The organism is Leptothoe kymatousa TAU-MAC 1615 (assembly GCF_018739865.1).
Lineage (GTDB): Bacteria > Cyanobacteriota > Cyanobacteriia > Phormidesmidales > Phormidesmidaceae > Leptothoe > Leptothoe kymatousa.
Genome location: NZ_JADOER010000016.1, coordinates 26,406 through 45,600 on the forward strand (window position 1 = coordinate 26,406; position 19,195 = coordinate 45,600).

General features: G+C 50.3%; 20 protein-coding genes. 10 read left to right on the top strand and 10 right to left on the bottom strand.

The window, feature by feature from the left end:
• Window positions 1-8: 8 nt before the first annotated feature.
• The 3 genes from IXB28_RS15885 to IXB28_RS15895 all read right to left on the bottom strand — a co-directional run bounded on the left by IXB28_RS15885 (window position 9) and on the right by IXB28_RS15895 (window position 3,624).
• Window positions 9-1,343, bottom strand: coding sequence for a TrkH family potassium uptake protein (locus IXB28_RS15885; RefSeq protein ID WP_215619591.1), 1,335 nt, complete (start codon window positions 1,341-1,343; stop codon window positions 9-11).
• 291 nt (window positions 1,344-1,634) lie between these two features.
• Window positions 1,635-2,867: a DUF3747 domain-containing protein gene (locus IXB28_RS15890; RefSeq protein WP_215619592.1), complete on the bottom strand. Its 1,233-nt coding sequence runs from the start codon at window positions 2,865-2,867 to the stop codon at window positions 1,635-1,637.
• 52 nt (window positions 2,868-2,919) lie between these two features.
• On the bottom strand, window positions 2,920-3,624 hold the full coding sequence (locus tag IXB28_RS15895) for a DUF3747 domain-containing protein (RefSeq protein WP_215619593.1): 705 nt from the start codon (window positions 3,622-3,624) through the stop codon (window positions 2,920-2,922).
• A 337-nt stretch (window positions 3,625-3,961) separates the two neighbouring features.
• Here IXB28_RS15895 and IXB28_RS15900 point away from each other — a divergent pair, with 337 nt between their 5' ends.
• Entirely contained in the window at window positions 3,962-4,600 is a 639-nt protein-coding gene (locus tag IXB28_RS15900) for a pentapeptide repeat-containing protein (RefSeq protein ID WP_215619594.1), read from the top strand.
• A gap of 38 nt (window positions 4,601-4,638) precedes the next feature.
• Here IXB28_RS15900 and IXB28_RS15905 read toward each other — a convergent pair whose 3' ends face one another.
• Complete coding sequence (locus tag IXB28_RS15905) at window positions 4,639-4,914, bottom strand: DUF2470 domain-containing protein (RefSeq protein ID WP_215619595.1); 276 nt, start codon at window positions 4,912-4,914, stop codon at window positions 4,639-4,641.
• Between the two features lie 177 nt (window positions 4,915-5,091).
• Between IXB28_RS15905 and IXB28_RS15910 the strand changes: the two genes are divergently transcribed.
• Window positions 5,092-5,523, top strand: a complete 432-nt coding sequence (locus IXB28_RS15910) for a hypothetical protein (RefSeq protein ID WP_407659218.1) — start codon at window positions 5,092-5,094, stop codon at window positions 5,521-5,523.
• 83 nt (window positions 5,524-5,606) lie between these two features.
• The gene (locus IXB28_RS15915) at window positions 5,607-5,849 is read left to right on the top strand and encodes a 2Fe-2S iron-sulfur cluster-binding protein (RefSeq protein WP_215619664.1); all 243 of its coding nucleotides are present in this window, start codon (window positions 5,607-5,609) and stop codon (window positions 5,847-5,849) included.
• Between the two features lie 59 nt (window positions 5,850-5,908).
• Here the strand turns inward: IXB28_RS15915 and IXB28_RS15920 are convergent, their stop codons facing one another.
• Window positions 5,909-6,970 carry a septal ring lytic transglycosylase RlpA family protein gene (locus tag IXB28_RS15920; protein ID WP_246559830.1) on the bottom strand — a complete coding sequence of 354 codons (1,062 nt, stop codon included), beginning with the start codon at window positions 6,968-6,970 and terminating at the stop codon, window positions 5,909-5,911.
• Between the two features lie 526 nt (window positions 6,971-7,496).
• Between IXB28_RS15920 and IXB28_RS15925 the strand changes: the two genes are divergently transcribed.
• Window positions 7,497-8,345, top strand: a complete 849-nt coding sequence (locus IXB28_RS15925; protein WP_215619596.1) for a M28 family peptidase — start codon at window positions 7,497-7,499, stop codon at window positions 8,343-8,345.
• On the opposite strand, the gene sbcD is transcribed toward IXB28_RS15925, so the two are convergent.
• Window positions 8,340-9,635 carry an exonuclease subunit SbcD gene (sbcD, locus tag IXB28_RS15930; RefSeq protein WP_215619597.1) on the bottom strand — a complete coding sequence of 432 codons (1,296 nt, stop codon included), beginning with the start codon at window positions 9,633-9,635 and terminating at the stop codon, window positions 8,340-8,342. The genes IXB28_RS15925 and sbcD overlap by 6 nt on opposite strands.
• Before the next feature lie 341 nt (window positions 9,636-9,976).
• Here sbcD and IXB28_RS15935 point away from each other — a divergent pair, with 341 nt between their 5' ends.
• Window positions 9,977-10,387, top strand: a complete 411-nt coding sequence (locus IXB28_RS15935; RefSeq protein ID WP_215619598.1) for a hypothetical protein — start codon at window positions 9,977-9,979, stop codon at window positions 10,385-10,387.
• Here the strand turns inward: IXB28_RS15935 and IXB28_RS15940 are convergent.
• From IXB28_RS15940 to cysH, 4 genes are all read right to left on the bottom strand, one after another.
• Complete coding sequence (locus tag IXB28_RS15940) at window positions 10,384-11,844, bottom strand: pyridoxal phosphate-dependent decarboxylase family protein (RefSeq protein WP_215619599.1); 1,461 nt, start codon at window positions 11,842-11,844, stop codon at window positions 10,384-10,386. The genes IXB28_RS15935 and IXB28_RS15940 overlap by 4 nt on opposite strands.
• Window positions 11,845-11,894: 50 nt before the next feature.
• The gene (locus IXB28_RS15945) at window positions 11,895-13,499 is read right to left on the bottom strand and encodes a glycoside hydrolase family protein (protein ID WP_215619600.1); all 1,605 of its coding nucleotides are present in this window, start codon (window positions 13,497-13,499) and stop codon (window positions 11,895-11,897) included.
• A 96-nt stretch (window positions 13,500-13,595) separates the two neighbouring features.
• On the bottom strand, window positions 13,596-13,736 hold the full coding sequence (locus tag IXB28_RS15950) for a hypothetical protein (RefSeq protein ID WP_215619601.1): 141 nt from the start codon (window positions 13,734-13,736) through the stop codon (window positions 13,596-13,598).
• Complete coding sequence (gene cysH, locus IXB28_RS15955; RefSeq protein WP_215619602.1) at window positions 13,720-14,466, bottom strand: phosphoadenosine phosphosulfate reductase; 747 nt, start codon at window positions 14,464-14,466, stop codon at window positions 13,720-13,722. The genes IXB28_RS15950 and cysH overlap by 17 nt, the downstream gene beginning before the upstream one ends.
• A 158-nt stretch (window positions 14,467-14,624) precedes the next feature.
• Here cysH and IXB28_RS15960 point away from each other — a divergent pair, with 158 nt between their 5' ends.
• The 5 genes from IXB28_RS15960 (at window position 14,625) to IXB28_RS15980 (ending at window position 19,195) form a co-directional block, all read left to right on the top strand.
• Entirely contained in the window at window positions 14,625-14,921 is a 297-nt protein-coding gene (locus tag IXB28_RS15960) for a glutaredoxin family protein (protein ID WP_215619603.1), read from the top strand.
• Between the two features lie 164 nt (window positions 14,922-15,085).
• A complete protein-coding gene (locus tag IXB28_RS15965; protein ID WP_215619604.1) occupies window positions 15,086-16,588 on the top strand; it encodes a UDP-N-acetylmuramoyl-L-alanyl-D-glutamate--2,6-diaminopimelate ligase in 1,503 nt (500 codons plus the stop codon).
• Window positions 16,589-16,726: 138 nt separating this feature from the next.
• Window positions 16,727-17,476, top strand: a complete 750-nt coding sequence (locus IXB28_RS15970) for a sensor histidine kinase (protein ID WP_215619605.1) — start codon at window positions 16,727-16,729, stop codon at window positions 17,474-17,476.
• Window positions 17,477-17,558: 82 nt separating this feature from the next.
• Window positions 17,559-18,515, top strand: a complete 957-nt coding sequence (locus tag IXB28_RS16870; RefSeq protein WP_326521084.1) for an AAA family ATPase — start codon at window positions 17,559-17,561, stop codon at window positions 18,513-18,515.
• On the top strand, window positions 18,476-19,195 hold the full coding sequence (locus tag IXB28_RS15980) for a DUF4276 family protein (RefSeq protein ID WP_215619607.1): 720 nt from the start codon (window positions 18,476-18,478) through the stop codon (window positions 19,193-19,195). Before IXB28_RS16870 ends, IXB28_RS15980 begins: the two co-directional genes overlap by 40 nt.

The window sequence follows — 19,195 nt, forward strand, 5'->3', positions numbered from 1 at the left end:
TGTCGCCCTTAGCCCACCAGTAAATCTTCCTCGGGATAGTGAATCGTACTGGGTTTGGGATCTCCAAGCAGGGCAGACATCATCAGTAAAATCCCCACTCGGCCAATGTACATGGTGGCAATAATCACACATTGGCCCATGGTCGATAGCTGTGCCGTAATGCCGGTAGACAGGCCAACCGTGGCAAAGGCAGACACCGCCTCAAACATTAGATCAATAAACTTGATGCCCGGATCCGTCAGCGATAGCAAAATCGTCACCAGTACCACGGTCATGCCCGAGGCAACCACCACCCCCACGGCCTTCAGCACCCGCTTATCGGGAATTTCTCGCTGATAGGCCAGCACTTCATCTTCACCTTTGAGCACGGTGCGGGTGCAGTTGAGCAAAATACGCACCGTCGTGGTTTTGATGCCGCCCCCAGTGCTGCCGGGGCTAGCTCCAATAAACATTAACGCGATCGCAATAAACAAAGAACTCGTCCGCATCGAGCCAATATCAATGGAATTAAACCCGGCGGTACGCATAATCACCGACTGAAACCCCGCCTCTAGGAGCTTCATATTGAACGGCTCAGGTCCCAGGGTGGCCGGATTGAAAAATTCGACGGCAAAAAAGGCCAAAGTACCAACGGCGAGGAGGGCTAGAGACGTACTAGTGACGACTTTGAAATGGAGGGAAAATACCTGGTGTTTGCGTTTGCCGCGGATGCGATCGCGCAGCCAAATAAACAACTCCATAATCACCTGGTAGCCAATGCCCCCAATAATGACCAGAACCGCAATAATGCCACTGACCCAAGGCGATCGCGCATAGCCCACCAAGCTATCAGCAAATAAACTAAACCCCGCATTATTAAACGCACTAATGCTATGAAACAGCGATAGCCATAAACTTCGGCCAGAACCATAGTCCGCACTAAAGCGAGGCAGCAGCAAAAACGCACCGCTCAGCTCAAAAATCAGCGTCATCGCAATAATGGACTTAATCAACGACGCAGCCGACGACAACTCCGCCGTATCCAAAGACTGCTGAATCGCTAACCGATCTTTCAGACCCAATCGCCGCCCCAACAACAGCAACAGCAGCGTCGTTGCCGTCATATAGCCCAGCCCCCCCAGCTGAATCAATAGCAAAATAATCCCCTGACCTAAAGGAGAAAAATAAGACCCCGTATCCACCACAATCAGCCCCGTTACACAGACCGCCGATGTAGCCGTAAACAGCGCCACAATCGGGCTATTCCACTCACCTGTCGCCGTCGCCAAGGGCAACATTAGCAATAGTGTGCCAACGGCGATCACCGTCAAAAAGCCAACACACACAGTCCTTGAAACGGTCATTGATGATTTACTCGCCTAGGTCTAGCAGGGGATAGCTACAGTAGCCGTCCGTTTTCTTATCTTATGATGGGCGAAACCCATCACTAATAACGGGCCTTTGTTTACAAGCCATAACGCGCAATTTGGCTGCACATTTCGCCACCGCCTACTCCTTATAAACGTTGAAGCCTGAGGGGAGCAAACTCCACCCAGGCTTCAACGTTTTATGGATAGTCTGTGTAGCAGGTGCTAACCGACCAGTCTAGTTAGCAGATAAAACAGAGCGCGTTATCCCCTAACTACGGGCACAGCCTAATTTGCACAATCCACTAAACGAACAACAGCAGTAGCCGCATAGTTCCGCAGGGCGTCGCTATTGGGTACAAAGGCAGTCCCCGACTCATTTACGGGAGTCGCAATACCACAGTATGCCGACAGACTCGAAATCACAGGCGCGGCCCAATGCCCTTGGGTATCAGAGAACGTAAACGCCTGCTGAGTCGGAGTCAGCGCAGTGCCCTGGCCCAGACTACGCTTGCGATATTCAGCCGCCCGGCGCAGCACCGCCATCATTTCCGCCCGAGTCACCTCTTGGGCCGGGCGGAAGTTACCATCCTCATAACCACTCACAATGCCATTTTGGCTAGCAAACTGAATTTTTGCCGCACTCCAGCGATTGCTGGCCACATCAGAAAATGGGTTAGCCGTCACCTGGCTAGGTAGAGCCACAGAAATATTTTCCTGGGCATCCAAAGCCTCAATCACCATGGATACAAGCTGTTCACGGGTCAGAGAATTACGGGGACGGAACGTACCATCCTGAAAACCAGCAATAAAGCCAATTTCCACGGCCCGACTAATCTGATTCGCATAGACATCGTTAGTCACATCACGGAACGCAATGGTAGTAGGCGTTTCCGGCTCAGTGGTCGGGGGTTCAGTCACAATCGGACCACCACCTTCTACCAAGGAGGCTAACGTGGCATCGTTGGTCAGATATAAATGCCCCAACGCACGACCATCAAACGAACGACGGGTTAGGCGCCAGCCCGGATTGAGAAACACCTTAGTAAAGCCGTTACTAGCTTGACCAAACGTACGGCCTAGGCGAATCGGATCGGAACTACGAAAAGGATTGGTGGGAAAACTGCTGGGTCGCCCCACCAAAATATATTCGCCATCTTCTTCTTGCAGATCCAAGTTAAATCGGCTGCCCGCATCACCATCCCCCGCACGAATGGAGTAGCCGTTACTATCCGTGCTGCGGCCACAAATACCCGAGAAATCAAAATTGAGTAGCAGGGGCTCGATCTGGGTGGGGTTGGAGCCAGACTCGCTCCAACATAGCTGGGCATCACTTTTTTGTTCAATGATCATGAACTGGGGACGACCGAGCAAGCCGCCACCGGGGGCTGCCACCAGAACAAAGTCTTCCTGAGTTACTTCAACATTGTCAAAGGCTTGGGCATTCACACGGGGCGCTACCCCAAACAAAGTAAGTGTGGCTGCGGTAGCAGCAGCAAGAGCTAAACGTAGAGGTTTCATAGTGTGGTTCATTGAAATTTAACTATGAGCAGGACCTGATTTAGAGCCGTTACTAATCTAAAGGAGGATTGGCTAAAACCTGTGGGTTCTTAACAGTAGGTCCACCATTGGGGGCAATCAAGTTACCAAGGGGGGCGTCGTGGGTTAGGTAAACATGCCCCAGGGTACGTCCATCTAGGGACCGACGAGTCAAACGCCACCCAGAATTGAGGAAAATCTTAGTAAACCCATTGTTAGCCTGTCCAAAAGTCCGGCCTAAATAAATCGGTGAGGAACCGCGATAGGGATTGGCGGGAAAAGAACTGGGCCTGCCAATGAGCATATACTCACCGTCCTGTTCTTTAATTTCTAAATTGAAGCTGCTGCCCGCATCGCCATCCCCTGTGCGAATGGAGTAGCCATTGCTATCGGTGCTACGCCCGCAAATACCGGAAAAGTTGAAGTTCAAAAGCAATGGTTCAATTTGCACGGTGCTTGCTGCCAGCTCATTTATTGATTCATCAGCGGCTTCAGACCCATCGATGAATGGCACCTGATCGATTGATTCAGATTCGCCCCAACATTGTTGAGCATTGGTCTTTTGCTCAATAATCATGAACTGGGGTCGCCCTAACAAACCGCCCCCCGGAGCGGCAACGAGAACGAAATTTTCTTGGTCAACTTCAACATTGCCAAAGTCTTGGGCATTGGCGCGGGGCATGACTCCAAAGAAGGTCAGTGCAGCTGCCGCGGTAATAGCTAAACGTAGTGGTTGCATATGTAGGGTCGTTAAAACTGAACTATGAGCAGGACCTGATGTGAAGCGATTACTGATCTAAAAAATAGTTAGATCCGTCACATGGGGGTGAAATGCACGATATTTCAGTCAACGTCATCCCTGGGATCAGCAATGCCGCTTTGAATATTCCCTAATAATCCAAAACGTGCAACGTTACGGTGTTTTTATGGATAAAGCATGGTTTAAAAAGACCAGAAACAACAATCGGTCAACTGATGGGGCGACTTAAACCGACAGAAGCAGCTCCAGGGACTTGCCGCATGCGGGATGCATTTGACACGATAGAGATGTCTTTGAGCAGTCCCCAGTGCAACCGATGATTCAAGAAATAGCCCAGTGGATACAGCAATGTGCAAAGGCTCCGGTCGCTTTAGCAGTCGTCACAGCTTGTATCTCGACTTTTGTACATGGCTCTGGTGCCTACGCCCTCGATGAAGACGACCTGCAACGGCTGCTGGAGACAGGGGAATGCCCTGGCTGCAACCTACAAGGAGCCGATTTACGACGTTTGGATTTAACGGGTGTCAATTTAGAAGGTGCCAACCTCAAAAAGGCCAACCTGTTTTATACGGTTTTAGATGGCGCAAATTTATCGGGCACAAATTTACAGTCGGCAAATATGGCCTATGCCAGGGCCATCCCCTTGATCACCGACGCCATGGATGAGACGGGCGAGTCGGTCGTTATTCCGGCTCAGTTCATTGGGGCTAATCTGGCCAGCGCCTTGATGAACTATGCCGACTTTTCGGGCGCTGAAATGATGGAAGCTGATTTTGAAGAAGCCTATATTTTTAAGACACAGTTTGTGGGCTCTCAATTGCAGCGGACTAACTTTGAGATTACGTTTGTCCACGATGTTGATTTAACCGATGCTAATCTGTGCGGCTCTACTTATTGGGGCGGTAATGATTATCGACGGGCTTGTAATGTGCCGGTGAGTGATTTAGAGGAATAGCAGATGAGCCTGCCATTCCCCTTGGATTGAGAACCAATCTACTGCTTGACCTGCTTCAGCATTTCCACCAGCCTGTGGTGGGCGTCTTTGGCATCGGCTAAAGGACGCTCAAAGCTAACGCGCACAGGGGTGTTTTGACCGTCAACGGTCGCTTCTAAATTCATGCCATTGATATCAATGGATTTCATGGTGGCGGCGGTAGCTGACGTGGCATCGCCAAATTTTTGGGCATAGATCAGCACGGCATCCGCATGGTCATCATTCATGTGTTTGCAGATGCGATCGCTAACGGGAGGAGTGATTGCGTCAGCCATAGAATTTTCCTACAAAATTTCGTACACTACTGTTCTATAGCAAATATTCTCACGCATAGAATATTTGCTGATCAAATTGGCTTTCTATCTTAAAGCCTTGAAACATCCGGCCGTTGCTGAGCCTCAGACTTATTTCATCCGAGCAAACATGTGACCACTAACAGCAACCTCGGCAAAATTTTGACCCCAGTCGTATCATCACAGCCCCCCCAGGGTGAGCACCCTTGGCCCACGGGACATATCTTCCAAAGCCCCGGTGCCCACCTGACCTATCGTGTCATCGGACCCTGCTGCCAACTATTCGATCGCGAGCAGCTACCCTGGCCCTGCTGCCGTCTTCAATGGCGCGGCAAAGAACCCAGTTGGCGACGAATTGGTCGACGATTTATCGTCGATTTAGCCACCAAACGTCATCCATCCTATTGCGTAGAAATTGTCGGGCAAGGATATCGGGCCCAGCCCATTGTCATTACCCTATATACCGCCAAGCTATCCAACGAAATGCAACAGTGGTGGCACACCAAACAATATTATCTAAAGCAACATACGGCTAATGGCACGGCTAATACCGCCATGCTCGACAGCACCCCCCTCGAATCTCCACAATAGGCAAAATAATCTCGCCACCATCCCTAGAAATCCGGCAAAAGGATTGTTAAGATTTTCGTGTGATTCATATTGACGAACATCCTATGACCGTCGAAGTTCGTTTTTTACCTGATAACGTCACCGTTAGTGCCACACCAGGGGAACCCCTACTACAAGTTGCCGAACGCGCAGGCGTTAACATTCCCACGGGCTGCCTCATGGGCTCGTGCCATGCCTGCGAAGTGGAGATTGAAGGGCAAGAAGACACGATATGCGCCTGTATTTCCGCAGTCCCCGCAAATCAATCACCCTATGTGGTCAACCTATATGTTGACCCAACCTGGTAGGTATTACCGCACTATGGGCCCAAACCCTAGCTGTCTGCTGGCGGCAACTCCGACGCCGGTTAGTCCATAATGACTGCCTCATAGGGAATCACGCCCACTTTTTCACCCCCTAGGCAGCGAGCGGCGGCCCTAGATAAATCTAGAGAACGCTTCCCAATGTAAGGACCACGGTCATTAATGCGAACGACGACCGTACGGTTATTTTTGAGGTTACGCACCTGCAACACCGTGTCAAACGGGAGTGTCTTATGGGCCGCCGTCAAAGTATCTTGGTCAAAAATTTCGCCATTAGCCGTGAGTCGGCCATGGAAATACGGGCCATACCAAGACGCTAATCCGTCCAGCTCCTGCCCAGAGGGCTGTAATTGCTTCAACATCACCTGAATTTGGCCAGGATCTAAGGGAGTGGCCCCCATCGATTGGCGGAGCTGATCGCTCCAAGTGATGGCCGTCCATTCAGATCCTACGCCAGACGATTGCTCTAGAGCACCATCCTGATTAGTAAAGGTGAGCAGCACGTCTTGTCCGAGCTGAATCGCAGGCTCATCCTGATCTAAGACAGGGCGAATTGCATCAGGGTCAATAGCTTCAGCCCCCAGCATGGCTCCTAAAGACGCAATTAACGTCTCCGTGGCACTGATATCGGGCATATTACCCACGACAACACCTTGCTTTAGCAGTTGAAAGTTCGTCGTCGTTGGAGCCCCGGATTCAGGCCGCTCAGCATCAACACACTGGGCTAACTCTTCGCGCAATACCACTGGCGCAGACGTCTGCTTTTGCAGTTCCATCACGACAGGCTTGGACATCAGCGTTGAAACACTCGCTTTGCCTGAGCGCGCTGAAGCAGTATCGCTCTTTAGGCTGGCAGCAAAATCATCCTTTTTGGGAGCCGCACTTACCGTATCAGCCACAGCCACAGACGACACTAATGCTTGCACTTTAGTCGGCGCTTGAGTCGGCAACGTCAAAACCTGATCCAAGACGACCGCTACATCCGCAGCTACATCCGCCAAATTCAAAGGTTCAAGCTGCTGAAATGACCCTTGGGGCAAGAGGGTCCTCACCGCTGGCGCAGTAGTTACATTCACCGTTGCCTTGGGTGACTTAGGTGACGCCATAAAAGCATTTAATAAAGCCGCAGGAATATGTGGTGTTGATAAATGATTATTTTGGGTCAAACTTCCTTCTTGATAGGAGCTTGAAGGTACGGCTATTTCTAAAACCGGTACATTAAACATAAATGAACTGACAGGTGAACACTCTTACACTCTTACTAAGAAGCAACTTCAAAGCGAAAAATAAAACCGTAGTTTCAACATTTTTTGTTTTGATGTTCGCTTCTGCCAGATAAAGGAAATAACGCTAGTCTCTGGCCGAGACTTTGTATCTAAAATTACAATTCGATTAGTATACAGGTTGTTCTAACGCTTAATTCGGTCTGTCATTAACCCTTTAATTGCCGCCAACGATAATTAACTTACCCTTATCCTCTTCAAGAGATGACATGGCAAGTGATTGCCTGATTTTTTTAGAATTAAACATGGGAATAACTGATAAGAAAAACAAATATTTTTAGCCAAGGAAAAAGTTCGATAGGATACAGTATTTTCCCTGAAGTCTGAAAGTGAGACTTGTAACCTTGCTATGATCCATGACTCACTTCGCAGCAATTTAGTGTCCCATCTCCACGAATTAATTCGTGAGCGAGACCCTTACGTAAGTAGTCAAGGACATTACTATGCGCGCCACTATATCCATACTCAATTGAGCCAGTGGGGCACTCCAACCCAAATGCCGTTTACCTGTCGCGGGCAGGTGCACTACAACATTGGCCTCAATTTACCGGGTCAATCTGACCGGGCTCCGATTGTGATTGGCGCGCATTACGATACGGTGCCGGGTTGCCCAGGTGCAGACGATAATGCAACAGGTGTTGCAGTTTTACTAGAACTCGCTCGATATTTTGCAGCGCAGCCTCCCCAACGCCCCGTCTACTTAGTCGCTTTTGATCTGGAAGAATATGGGCTAATTGGGAGCCAAGCCTATGTGCAAACACAGATTGACCAGCCCATTCATCTGATGCTGTCCTTGGAAATGCTCGGTTACCGTGCAGCGAAAATCCCAGAACGTCCTAGCCAGAACTATCCAGTGGCCGCCTTAAAGTACATCTATCCAACAGATGGAGACTTTATTGCTCTGATCGGTAACTGGCAACTGGTGCCTACGCTCTGGCGATTACAACAGGAATTTAGAAAAACAGGGTTGCCGTGTGCATGGTTACCCATGGTCAATCGTGGCCAGCCCATACCCGCCACCCGCCGCAGCGACCATGCTCCGTTTTGGGATGCGGGGTACGATGCGATTCTTGTGACCGATACCGCAGAACTCCGCAACCCTCACTACCACAAGCGTACAGACACATTTGATACCCTCGACTTGAAATTTTTAACCCAGGTTTGTCAAGGCCTACAGCAGGGAATAGCGCAGCTATAGGAGCCGCAGTTGTTGATTTTCATCGTCCACGATCGCACTGTCGTGGGGCGTCATTTCTAGGGCATCAGCGGGGTGATCATGTTCTGCCAACAGTGTCTGAGCAGCCGTTAGCATTTCATCACTGAGTTCGGCCAAATCATTGCGGTTGGCCAAATAGGTCTGCAAGGCACTGATGGGGTCGCGGGTCTGGTCAGAGGTGAGTTCTGGTAAACGGGGTCGGGATAATTGACTCACAAGCTCTGGGTGAATGGTGTAGCTGTGGGCCGACGAGAGGCACTGGTGTAATGCAGCTTGGTCAATGTGCTCTACCTGGCCCGGAGTAAGTTTGTAAATCAGCCGCACAATCGCGTCATCAATTTTGGCCTTAGTCAAGGCCTTTTCCAGACACCCTTGGGGATTATCAGCCGTGGAGAGATCGATCTCTACGGTCTTAAAGGAACGCACCGGTAAGGGGCAAAACTCTACCACAGCAGCCCCCGGTTTCACATTGGCGAGGACAAACCCTTTCGTTTCTTTTTCTTCGCTAAAGTCCACCCGCTCGATACTACCGGGGTAGACGACCGGGGGCTGTTGACACAGAATTTGATGTTTGTGGACATGGCCTAAGGCAACATAGTCAAAGCAGGGACGGGCTAATAGCGCCATAGGCACGGTAAAGCCTTTGCCAACTGCTAAATATTTTTCTGCCCCATAGCGGGCGGTATCCGTCATCAGGTGAGCTAGCAAAATGCTGGGTATCCCTGGATCGAGACGTCGCACTTCCGCTTCTAGGGCTACCCGTAGACGTTCTAACATCAGTTCGCTCACAGTGCTGAGGGAAAGGCCTTCGGTTTCTGGCCGGGTCAACAACGTGGAATGGGTCAACCAGGGAAGCGTAATCACCTGCACCGGACCAGACGGGGTTTCGATGCAATGGGTGGCAAGGCTATCCCCCACAATGATGTCGGGCACTCCCAAGGTGCGATAGATACATAAGCTGGCGCCCCCCATGCCCTGGGCATGTTGGTCATGGTTACCCACCAAAAGCACAGTGGGGATATGGGCTTCTACCAACCGTTGAAACTGTTGGGCAAAGGCCTGTTGCACAATGGGCGGTGGCGTAGCGTCGGGGAAAGCGTCACCGCCAAACAGCACCAAGTCAACCGATTCACTGAGGGCCCGATCGATGCAGCGACTGAGGGTGGCAATAAAATCCTCAAGGCGAGTATTTAGGCCCGTGGTTGGGTTGATGTGTCCATGGCTAAAGCCACTACCCATGTGGATATCGGAAAGATGAAGTAGCTTAACCATGGCAGGCTGGAAACCAATTGCTGCTAGAAGATTTTACGGATCGAATGCTGAAAGGGATGCGATCGCTATCAGTATCTTTGTCCTAGTTTAGTCCGTCCAGACTCCATCGACCCAAAAACGACAGCGATATCACAGTTGTCCCATCGGTAACTTTTTCAAGATGGCATAAATTTTGCCAATTCCATCTGCAAAACGACGGAATATAACAACCCAGACAAATGCATCAAAGCCTTGTTGGATAAGGGATCCACACGATAGATGAAACCCTGCTGAAGCCACCTAAAATTGACCGATTGGCAAAGGCCTCAATGTATGGGTAGGTACTGCTATCAAGAAACCCCATGACTCCGGCGACATCAGTTCACCCAGGAACCACTGTTCACCCAGGAACCACAAGCCCCCGGACCCAACAGCCCGCTAAGGAGAGTTCTATCCTATGGGGGTCCCTATGGGGGTCCCTATGGGGGGCCAATAACTTACGGGAAGAGCCTGTCTATCAGACACCCCGAACGGACGTTCACACCTATGTCTATGCCCCTGGCGACAGCTGCAATGTGATTGACGCACAAGATGGCATCCACCTGTTGTGGTTGCGCCACATTCGCGTTAGTGAAGTCAGTTTACAGCCCACCTGCCATGGCAAGATACAGGTCAGTTACAAACAAGAACCCATCCTGCGTATGGTAGGGGTTAACGTCATCTGCACAGACGATGGCTGCTTTAACTTAGCCCACTGGCTCAACCGAGCTTAAGTTTTTGCCATAGAAGCAACGGATTGATGGGCCGCAAAGTATTGATCAATGTGGCGAAACAGCCGCTCAACATGGTCTGATGTCGTAAAGGGATTCAGCAGGACGGCCTTGAGCCATTTCTCTCCCCGATAGGTCGGCAACGAGAGAAACGTATTCCCTTGGGTCAACAGCCATTGCTGTAACTGAGCATTCCAAGTATCCCGCTGGTGTGGCCCCATGCCCGCAGGCTCGGCACGAAAACAAATCAGATTCATCTGGGGTTGACTGGCCAATGCCAGAAAGGGGCGGGCTTTTACCGCATCTGTAAAGGTTTTGGCCAGAGCATAATTGTGGTCAATAATGGCCCCATAGCCCTGCCGACCCAGATGCTGCATCGATAGCCACAGCTTGAGAATATCTGGGTGACGAGTGCCTTGCACCGTAAATTCTCCTAAATTGGGGCAGTCGTCATGATCGTGCATATAGGGGGCCAGCACCCGAAAATATTGGTGCAGCTGGTCAAATTTTCGAAACATGACCGTGGCACAGGTTTTAGCCACATACAGCCATTTTTGAGGATTAAAGGTAACCGAATCAGCCAACTCAATTCCTGCTAGCTGATGGCGCTGGACATCTGAAAACATCAGCGCACCACCATAGGCAGCATCGACATGAAACCACAGCTGATGTTGTTGGGCCACAGCCGCCATGGCAGAGATGGGATCAATGCTGCCTGTGACCGTAGTCCCGGCCGTGGCCACAATGGCAAAGGGGTGCTGTCCCTGGGCATGAGCTTGGTCTATCTTGCGTTGCAGATCGGCCACATCAATCTGAGAGTTTGGATTGGTGGCCACGGGAATAGCCGCCTGGGTCCCCAGTCCCATGACCATGGCAGCCTTTTGAAACGAGGTGTGGGCGACTTCCGACACAAAAAACACCGGGTGTTTATCGACGGGAACACCTGTTTTAAGGGCATTGAAAACAACGTTGCGGGCAACAATTAGAGCCTGTAAATTAGCCAAACTTCCGCCACTGACCAAGACGCCATTGGCGCTTGCACCTAAGCCAAAAAGCTGGGCGATGTGCCTGAGGACCTGGTGTTCTAATCGGGAGAACATGGGCGACATTTCCACACTCAACATATTATTATTGAGGGCCGCCACCACCATGTCCCCAATCACCGAGACGGTGGTGGGAATAGAGTCCATATGGCCGATATAGCCAGGATGGGCCGCATTCATAGAGTGGAGCAGCTGCGATCGCACGTCCCCCAATAGTCGGTCAACGTCTTGCGGAATCTCAGGAATCTCGGCCCATGGCTCGCGCTCTGCCGGCTGGGGCAGGGGAGAACGGTTTGCAGCCTGGGTCATTGTCTCTACCAAAAGATCGACCACCTGATGTAGGAGAGCTGCGATCGCAGCCTGATTTTCACCATCAGGCCGAATAAATGCCGTTGTTGGCAGGGCCGAAAAATCCACCGTTGCTCTAGATGATTAAAGTTGCCTTACTAGGGTAAAGCTTTGGGGCACTAATAGACCCACCGCACCCGGGGTCTGCCAGGACGCATACCTAAATGCACAAAACCTTTAGCCGCACCATAACCAATGCTGTAAGCAAATTGCCGATCACACCAGTCCTGCACCTCATGGACGCTGACACCCTTAATATAAAAATCCACCGCCCCCGTATCTGGAGCATCGTACAGATGTTCAGAACGTCTGGCACCACCAATTTGGGCATTCACCCCAGGCGGTCGATAGCCAGACGTAATTACCAACGGATTGCCACCAAAATAATCTCGACATCGTTCGAGAAATAAACAAATTTCATAGGCAGTTTGACATTGATAACCATAGAGAAATCGGCGTTCCTCCTGATACAGGGCAAACTCGCCATAGGTAATGTGGGGCGTAATCAACGTATCAAAGGGCATACCAGGGGTGAGGGCAGCCCCAACCGGCTGATGACCGGCCACATCGCGCTCAATCCGCTCTAGCCGTTCTTCTGGAGCATGGTCTCCCGCCTCTCCCGCTTCGTCATGATCGTCATCCCAATTGGGCATTGCCGAGGTCGCAGCCTGACAAAATAGATCGGCCTCCGCCAACCGACGGCGACGCAGCCCTTCCTCAACGGACGAGCCTGGATTGCGATATTTCACAAATTGAGCCGCCACCCAACGACTATCTTGCCAACGCTCCGGCGAATCACACACCCGCGTAATCGACTCAAAATTAGCCCCACCATAGAAACCAGAGCCCAAATTATAGGCAAAGCTATAAATGGCCCCCCGTTGATTACTACTCATGCGGCTCCAAGTGGGGATTTGCTCTAGGTACCCCCGACAAGACTGATCCACATGGTGAATTAAATACTCTTCCGCTTCATATTGGGTAATCGTATCCCCCTGCTGCACCTGAGTCCCATCGGGATACCGGGTCGTACCATAGCCAATCGTAGGCACATCCCAACCATGGAGAGGGTCTTCATAGGCCTGGGCCCGACCATCGGGTAGAGCCTGAGCATAGCCTTCAAATTCTTTAATCAGCTCAATGCCCGAACGAGGAATCTCCCCCAGCAAACCATCAGAGGGTCGCCCATGGCGGGGCACTTCCGGCGATACAGGCACTTCCGGCACTTCCGGCACACGGGGCATGCGGCCAGGGCGTTTAGGGACGGTGATCACACCCAAACTATCAACCCAGCGGCCACTTTGGCCATAAAACCCCACAACGTGGGAATTGGGAGGAACGCGAAGATCCGTAATATCGCCTTTTTGCTTACCAAAGATAAAACTGCGGCCAGCACTGGTGATAAATTCAACGGAGCCCACATAGCGACCGCCAGGCGCTGTCAGCCGAACATTGTCAATGGACTCCCCAGGGTTCAGCACCAAAACCTCCAGATCGGCCCCCTCTTCACCATGGGTGGGCAACTCAAAGTTAGACCAAACCATCTGAATTTGGTCGAGGTAGCGACCTAAGCGAATTCGCACTTCAATCGGAGTAGCGGCTTGGGCCAGGACGCGATCGCTAGCTCCAGGGGGCCAAGCAATATCCGAAAAATGTTGGCCCCCGGCACCACCGACCGTTACGCTACGCCACACCTGACCCTCGACCTGATTAGCAGTTTCCATAAGCATTTGCTCTATACGAGTAGTGGATGCCCTACGAGTAGGAGGTGCCCGCCGAAACTATCCGTTCCCACCAGGCCAAACCCTTGAAGCACATACTTATGCCTCAATGTCAAACGGTAGGATTTCGGAATAGAGCAAAATTGCTTGATGAATAGAAAGCGCTAAACCGGACAACGGCTGCAACCGAGCATAGTCATCCGAGAGAAGCTCAAGGCCAATACTATTGGTGGATGCCACATTCTGTTTTTTCGCTGCCGCGCCAACGTCCGGCCCGCTCATCTTCGCCAGAAGCCACTTTAGTCGTTAGGGGCTGATCACCAATACTGGAATAGCCTTGATCGTGCAGAGGGTTATACAAAACATTTTGAGCAAAGGTATAACGCCAAATATCTTTGTGGGTCCAATTGGCAAGGGGATTGATTTTTAACCGCCCATCTTGATCCAACTCCACAATAGGCATGGTGCTACGGTTGGTTGACTGATCGCGACGACGCCCCGTAATCCATCCCTGCACACATAAGTCTGCCAATGCCCGCTGCATCGGTTCCACCTTGGTGAGTTGATGAAACTGACTCACATCCCGCTCCCAGAGATAATCGCCATGGCGCGCAATAAAGTCTTCTCTGCTATCCGCCGCTTTGTATACATGCAGGTCTAGCTGATAGCGTGCTTTTGCGTTCTCCGCGGTGGCGAGGGTTTCGGGGAAAAGATGCAGCGTATCTAAAAAGATCACCGGCACCTTGGTCTGGAGCTCGCTATATAGCATGTGGGTAATGGCCCCCATGCTAAACGACGTCATTTGCACCAAGTTGGGCACCGTTGCGATCGCCCACGACAAAATTTCCTGGGGTGTAGCAGATTCAAACCGATTATTGAGTTCAACTAAATCTAGTTGAGTCGGGTCGAACGCAGTTGACTCAACGAAAGAGTGCGTATTGAATAATGGTGCTTCTACACAAGAAACCATAGATGTGATTGGGTTCCAGCCCATAAACGATCACTAGAAATCATCTTATCGCAAGAATCACACATAACCCACCGGGGAAATGTAGATTTATCCGACTGAGTTGGTAGCGTTAACCGTAACGTCACCAGATTGCCCCCTAGCGTAGGACAATAAACTTCATGAAAAAGCTCATTTTTTACACAAAACCAGGTTGTCACCTCTGCGAAGGGTTAGAAGAAAAACTGGCGAACCTTAGCCATTTGCCCATCGACCTCGAAATGAGAGACATTACCCAAAACCCAGCTTGGTTTGCAGAATATCAGTATGAAATTCCGGTACTATGTCGCCTAATCAAGCAGCCTGAGACATCTGAGCTAGAAAAAGAACAGCCCTTGCCCCGGCTATCGCCTCGGGCTCCCCTAAAGCAATTGGAGCAAATGCTCCATAACTATTTAGGCCCTTTCGAGACAAAATAACGGCATTCACCGATAGCCTGAACAAGGCCCTTTCGAGACAAAATAACGGCATCCACCGATAACCTGATCAAGGCCCTTTCGAGACAGAATAACAGCATCCACCGATAGCCTGATCAAGGCCCTTTCGAGACAAAATAACGGCATATATATACAGAGAGGATTCCATGACGCTGCGTGAGTTATTGGCACAGTTACCCACTGGATTAGTCCCTACCGTGAACCATCCAGCCTTAGAGCAACCAGTCACGGGTCTGTGTACCAATTCTCGGAATTGCCAGCCAGGAAATGTGTTTATTGGCATGCCCGGCACTCAGGTAGATGGTGGAGAATTTTGGCCCAGCGCCATGGAAAATGGCGCGATCGCAGCCATCATTTCCCCTAGCGCCCTCCACAATAAACCAGCCCCAAATCCGTCAGTTCTGCTTATCCCCACCAACGATATCCCAACCGTCTGTGGGGAATTAGCCGCCGCCTTTCATCACCATCCGGGGAAAACCCTGAAGCTGGTGGGGGTCACCGGCACCAACGGCAAAACCACCACCACACACATCATCGAGCATTTACTCAACAAGGCCGAACTGCCTACGGGGCTGCTAGGCACCCTCTACACTCGCTGGCCAGGGCACCAAGAAACCGCCATCCACACCACTCCATTTCCCGTAGATTTACAGCGAGAATTAGCCAAAGTAGCTGGGGCAGGATGTGGCCACGCCATTATGGAAGTTAGCTCCCATGCCCTGGCCCAAAAACGCGTATGGGGTTGCCCATTTGAAGTCGCAGTCTTCACCAACCTCACCCAGGATCACCTCGACTACCACAAGGATTTCGACGACTATTTTGAAGCCAAAGCCCTGCTCTTCAGTGCTGACTACTTAAAAGGCCGCGCCATTATTAACAGCAAGGATCCCTATGGCCAAAAACTAATCGAACGCCTCCCCAGGGAACGGGTTTGGAGCTATCACATTGATGACCCAGGGGCAGATCTCCATGCCACAGATGTCAGCTACAGCTCCACAGGCATGGCTGGCACCTTGGTCAGTCCCATGGGTAGTGCAGCCTTCACCTCACCCTTGGTGGGCCAGTTCAACCTGGAAAACCTACTGGCTGCCACGGGCGTTGCCCTCCAGCTAGGGGTGCCTTTACAGTCAGTAATCTCAGCACTGCAAGGATTTGGCGGAGTCCCCGGCCGCATGGAACGAGTCCAGGCTCACCCGCAGCAGGATATCAGCGTGATTGTGGACTATGCCCACACACCGGATAGCCTGGAAAATGCGCTGCGGGCCGCCCGCCCATTTATTAGTGGCAACCTGATCTGTGTGTTTGGCTGCGGCGGCGATCGAGACCGCACCAAACGACCCAAAATGGGCAAAATCGCCTACGAGCAAGCCGATCGCATCGTCATCACGTCCGATAATCCTCGTACCGAAAATCCAGAACAAATTTTGGCAGATGTGGTCGCCGGCATTGACGCAACGTTAGATAAGAATGCCGTCATTTGCGATCGCGCCATCGCCATCCAGCAAGCAGTCCTGTCAGCACAGCCCGGCGATGGCATTCTCATCGCCGGCAAAGGCCACGAAGACTACCAAATTCTCGGCACAGAGAAAATTCACTTTGATGATCGAGAACAGGCCAGACTAGCCCTAGCAAACCGTTTATCCGCCTAGTTAGAACAAGAGATCAAGGAATGCACTCAGTGCTATCACGGAAATTTAAGTGGGAATACCCATTTATCCCTGTAACTTCTTGATTAATCTAGACAGATAAATATTACAAATTCGCCTTGGGCGCGTTTAAGAACAACTATGGACGCCTCTCGAGTTAGATCATCTGCATTAATCTCGCCCCATGCTTTACGTGCATCAGCGACGCAATCATCCACCTCAGAGATTACGCCTCAGTTCTTAAAAACCGCTGCCCAAGAACTGAACAATCCAATTACAACCATTAAAACAGCGCTCACACTGCTTAATTCGTCTAACCTAAAACCGCAGCAGCGCCAGCGATATTTGGACATGATTGGTCAAGCGTGCGATCGCCAAAGCACCCTGATTAACCATGCCTTTGATTTACTCGAACTACAGCTAACCACCGAAAAAAATACTCTGGAGCAAGTACAGCTTTGGGATCTAGTACCGGGTGTTGTCAGCACATATCAGCCCCTAGCCCAGGAAAATAACATTCTATTGGCTTACACAGTGGCCAAAGATTTACCCCCAGTGTTCGCCATTGAATCCTATCTAAAGCAAGTTTTAGTCGGGTTACTGGCTAATAGCATTCAGTTTGTAAAAAGTGATGGCCGCATTTGGGTCAAAGCCCATCCCCATGGAGAAGACAAAGTTGCCCTTGTGATCCAGGACGATGGTCGCGGCATTGAACCTTCGGCCCTATCTCAGGTATTCAATCCGTTTTATCGACATATGTCCGACGGCAATGGATTGGGATTAACTCTAGTCCAGCAATGGTTGGCCCACTGTGGAGCATCCATTTCGGTCAGTAGCACCCCCGGAGAAGGGACCGCTTTCACTATTTTGCTGTCCGCCGCCTCAGCCTAAACAACGCCAATTAATCTACTTAAGGGCGCTATGATATGCCCAGAGCTAGGTCTAGCTCTGGAAATTGCGCCTAGAAATCGCTGTGATAGAGAGCGTCCGCATTCAAAATTTTCGCTGTCTTCGGGATGTCACCCTGGAACTAGGACCGTTTACGGTATTTGTGGGTCCTAATGCTTCGGGGAAAAGTGCGATCGCAGATGCTCTAACCTACTCTCGACAAGATTTATTAATTCCTGGAGAGAATTTTATTGGAAATTTAGACGACCCTCGTTATTCGGAAGAAAAATATAGAGATATTCTGCAAAAAAGTCATTTTTGGCAAGGTAAAGAACGTCCTATCTGGGAGAAGGATGATAAGACGTCTCATGATCCCGCTAAAATTTTGACTGGACAAAGATGTAAGTATTCATTTTTATTGAGTACATTACGAGCATTGCACGAGGCCAATGAAGAATGGCAGCTTGACTCAACGGGAAGCAACTTAGCCAATGTCTTCGATACTCTTTCAAGAAAGGACCAAGAGAGATACGTTGATACGTTTACCCATTTAGTCCCAATGTACTCTGATGTTAAAGTCAGAGCCAAAGAGGGTAGTACTCGCTTGCAATTTTTAGACCGCTGGCAGGAAGATTTTTGGTACGAACCAGATCAAGTTTCAGATGGCACTATGCTTACCGCGGCCCTGGTTAGCTTGTCTTTTCAAAAAGAATCACCAATGCTAGCTGTGATCGAAGACCCTGATCATGGCCTACACCCTTATTTACAAAGGCATGTGGTTGAAATGCTCAAAAAACTGAGTAAGGGAGAGCTAGGCAGTCAACCCATTCAAATTATTTGTACCACACACTCACAATCTTTCTTAAACTGCCTAAAACCAGAGGAAGTGCGATTTATTCGCCGTAGCCGTGAAACTGGCGAAACCGAAATCCAAAAAGCTCCCATAGATAACCCTAACTGGCAAAAAGTTTATGACCAATTTCAAAATTCCTTAGGAGGTATGTGGATGACTGGCACTCTTGGTGGAGTGCCTGGAATTTAGATATGACCTCAGTTTGTATGGTGGTCCATGCAGAAGGCCCCGGAGATCTAGGAACAACGCCTTGGGATTTATCACCCAAAGATTCACTCCAGCCAGATGATTTGGGCCCAGCTCACATTATTGTGCAGCGGATTTTGACTGAAGGCGCTCAAATTCCTGCCGCTGCAATTGATTTTGTCGAACCCCTACGCACCAAAACCGGGGCTCGTGCCCAGGGGAGCCAACTACTAAAGCCGAGCACTCTCGACGAAATTCTTGCAGGATGGCTATTAGCCCCTCCATTAATCGTTTTACTTGTAGACAGTGATGATCAGCCACCAGCGGAACGCGCTGCAATTTTAGAAGAAGCCCTGAAGAGAAATTTATTGAGAGGGGCAGTTGGCGTTGCTGTCAAAGAATTTGAATCTTGGTTGATAGCAGATGCTCAAGCTATTAGCCAGGTAATTGGCAAAGTTGAGAATACTTGCCAAGCCCCTGAAAATTTAGCCTGTCGTGCAGCGAAGCAAAACTTACAAAAATGGAGTAAGGACATTGCACAACCATCCCGACAGTTAGTTGATATTCGACGAAAACTGGCTAATGTAATGAGCTTAGATGTCGTAGCTAATATTTGCCCTTCTTTCAAAGCCTTCCGCCAAGCCTTACTAGAGCTTGATACTCAAAAAACTAAGACCCAATAA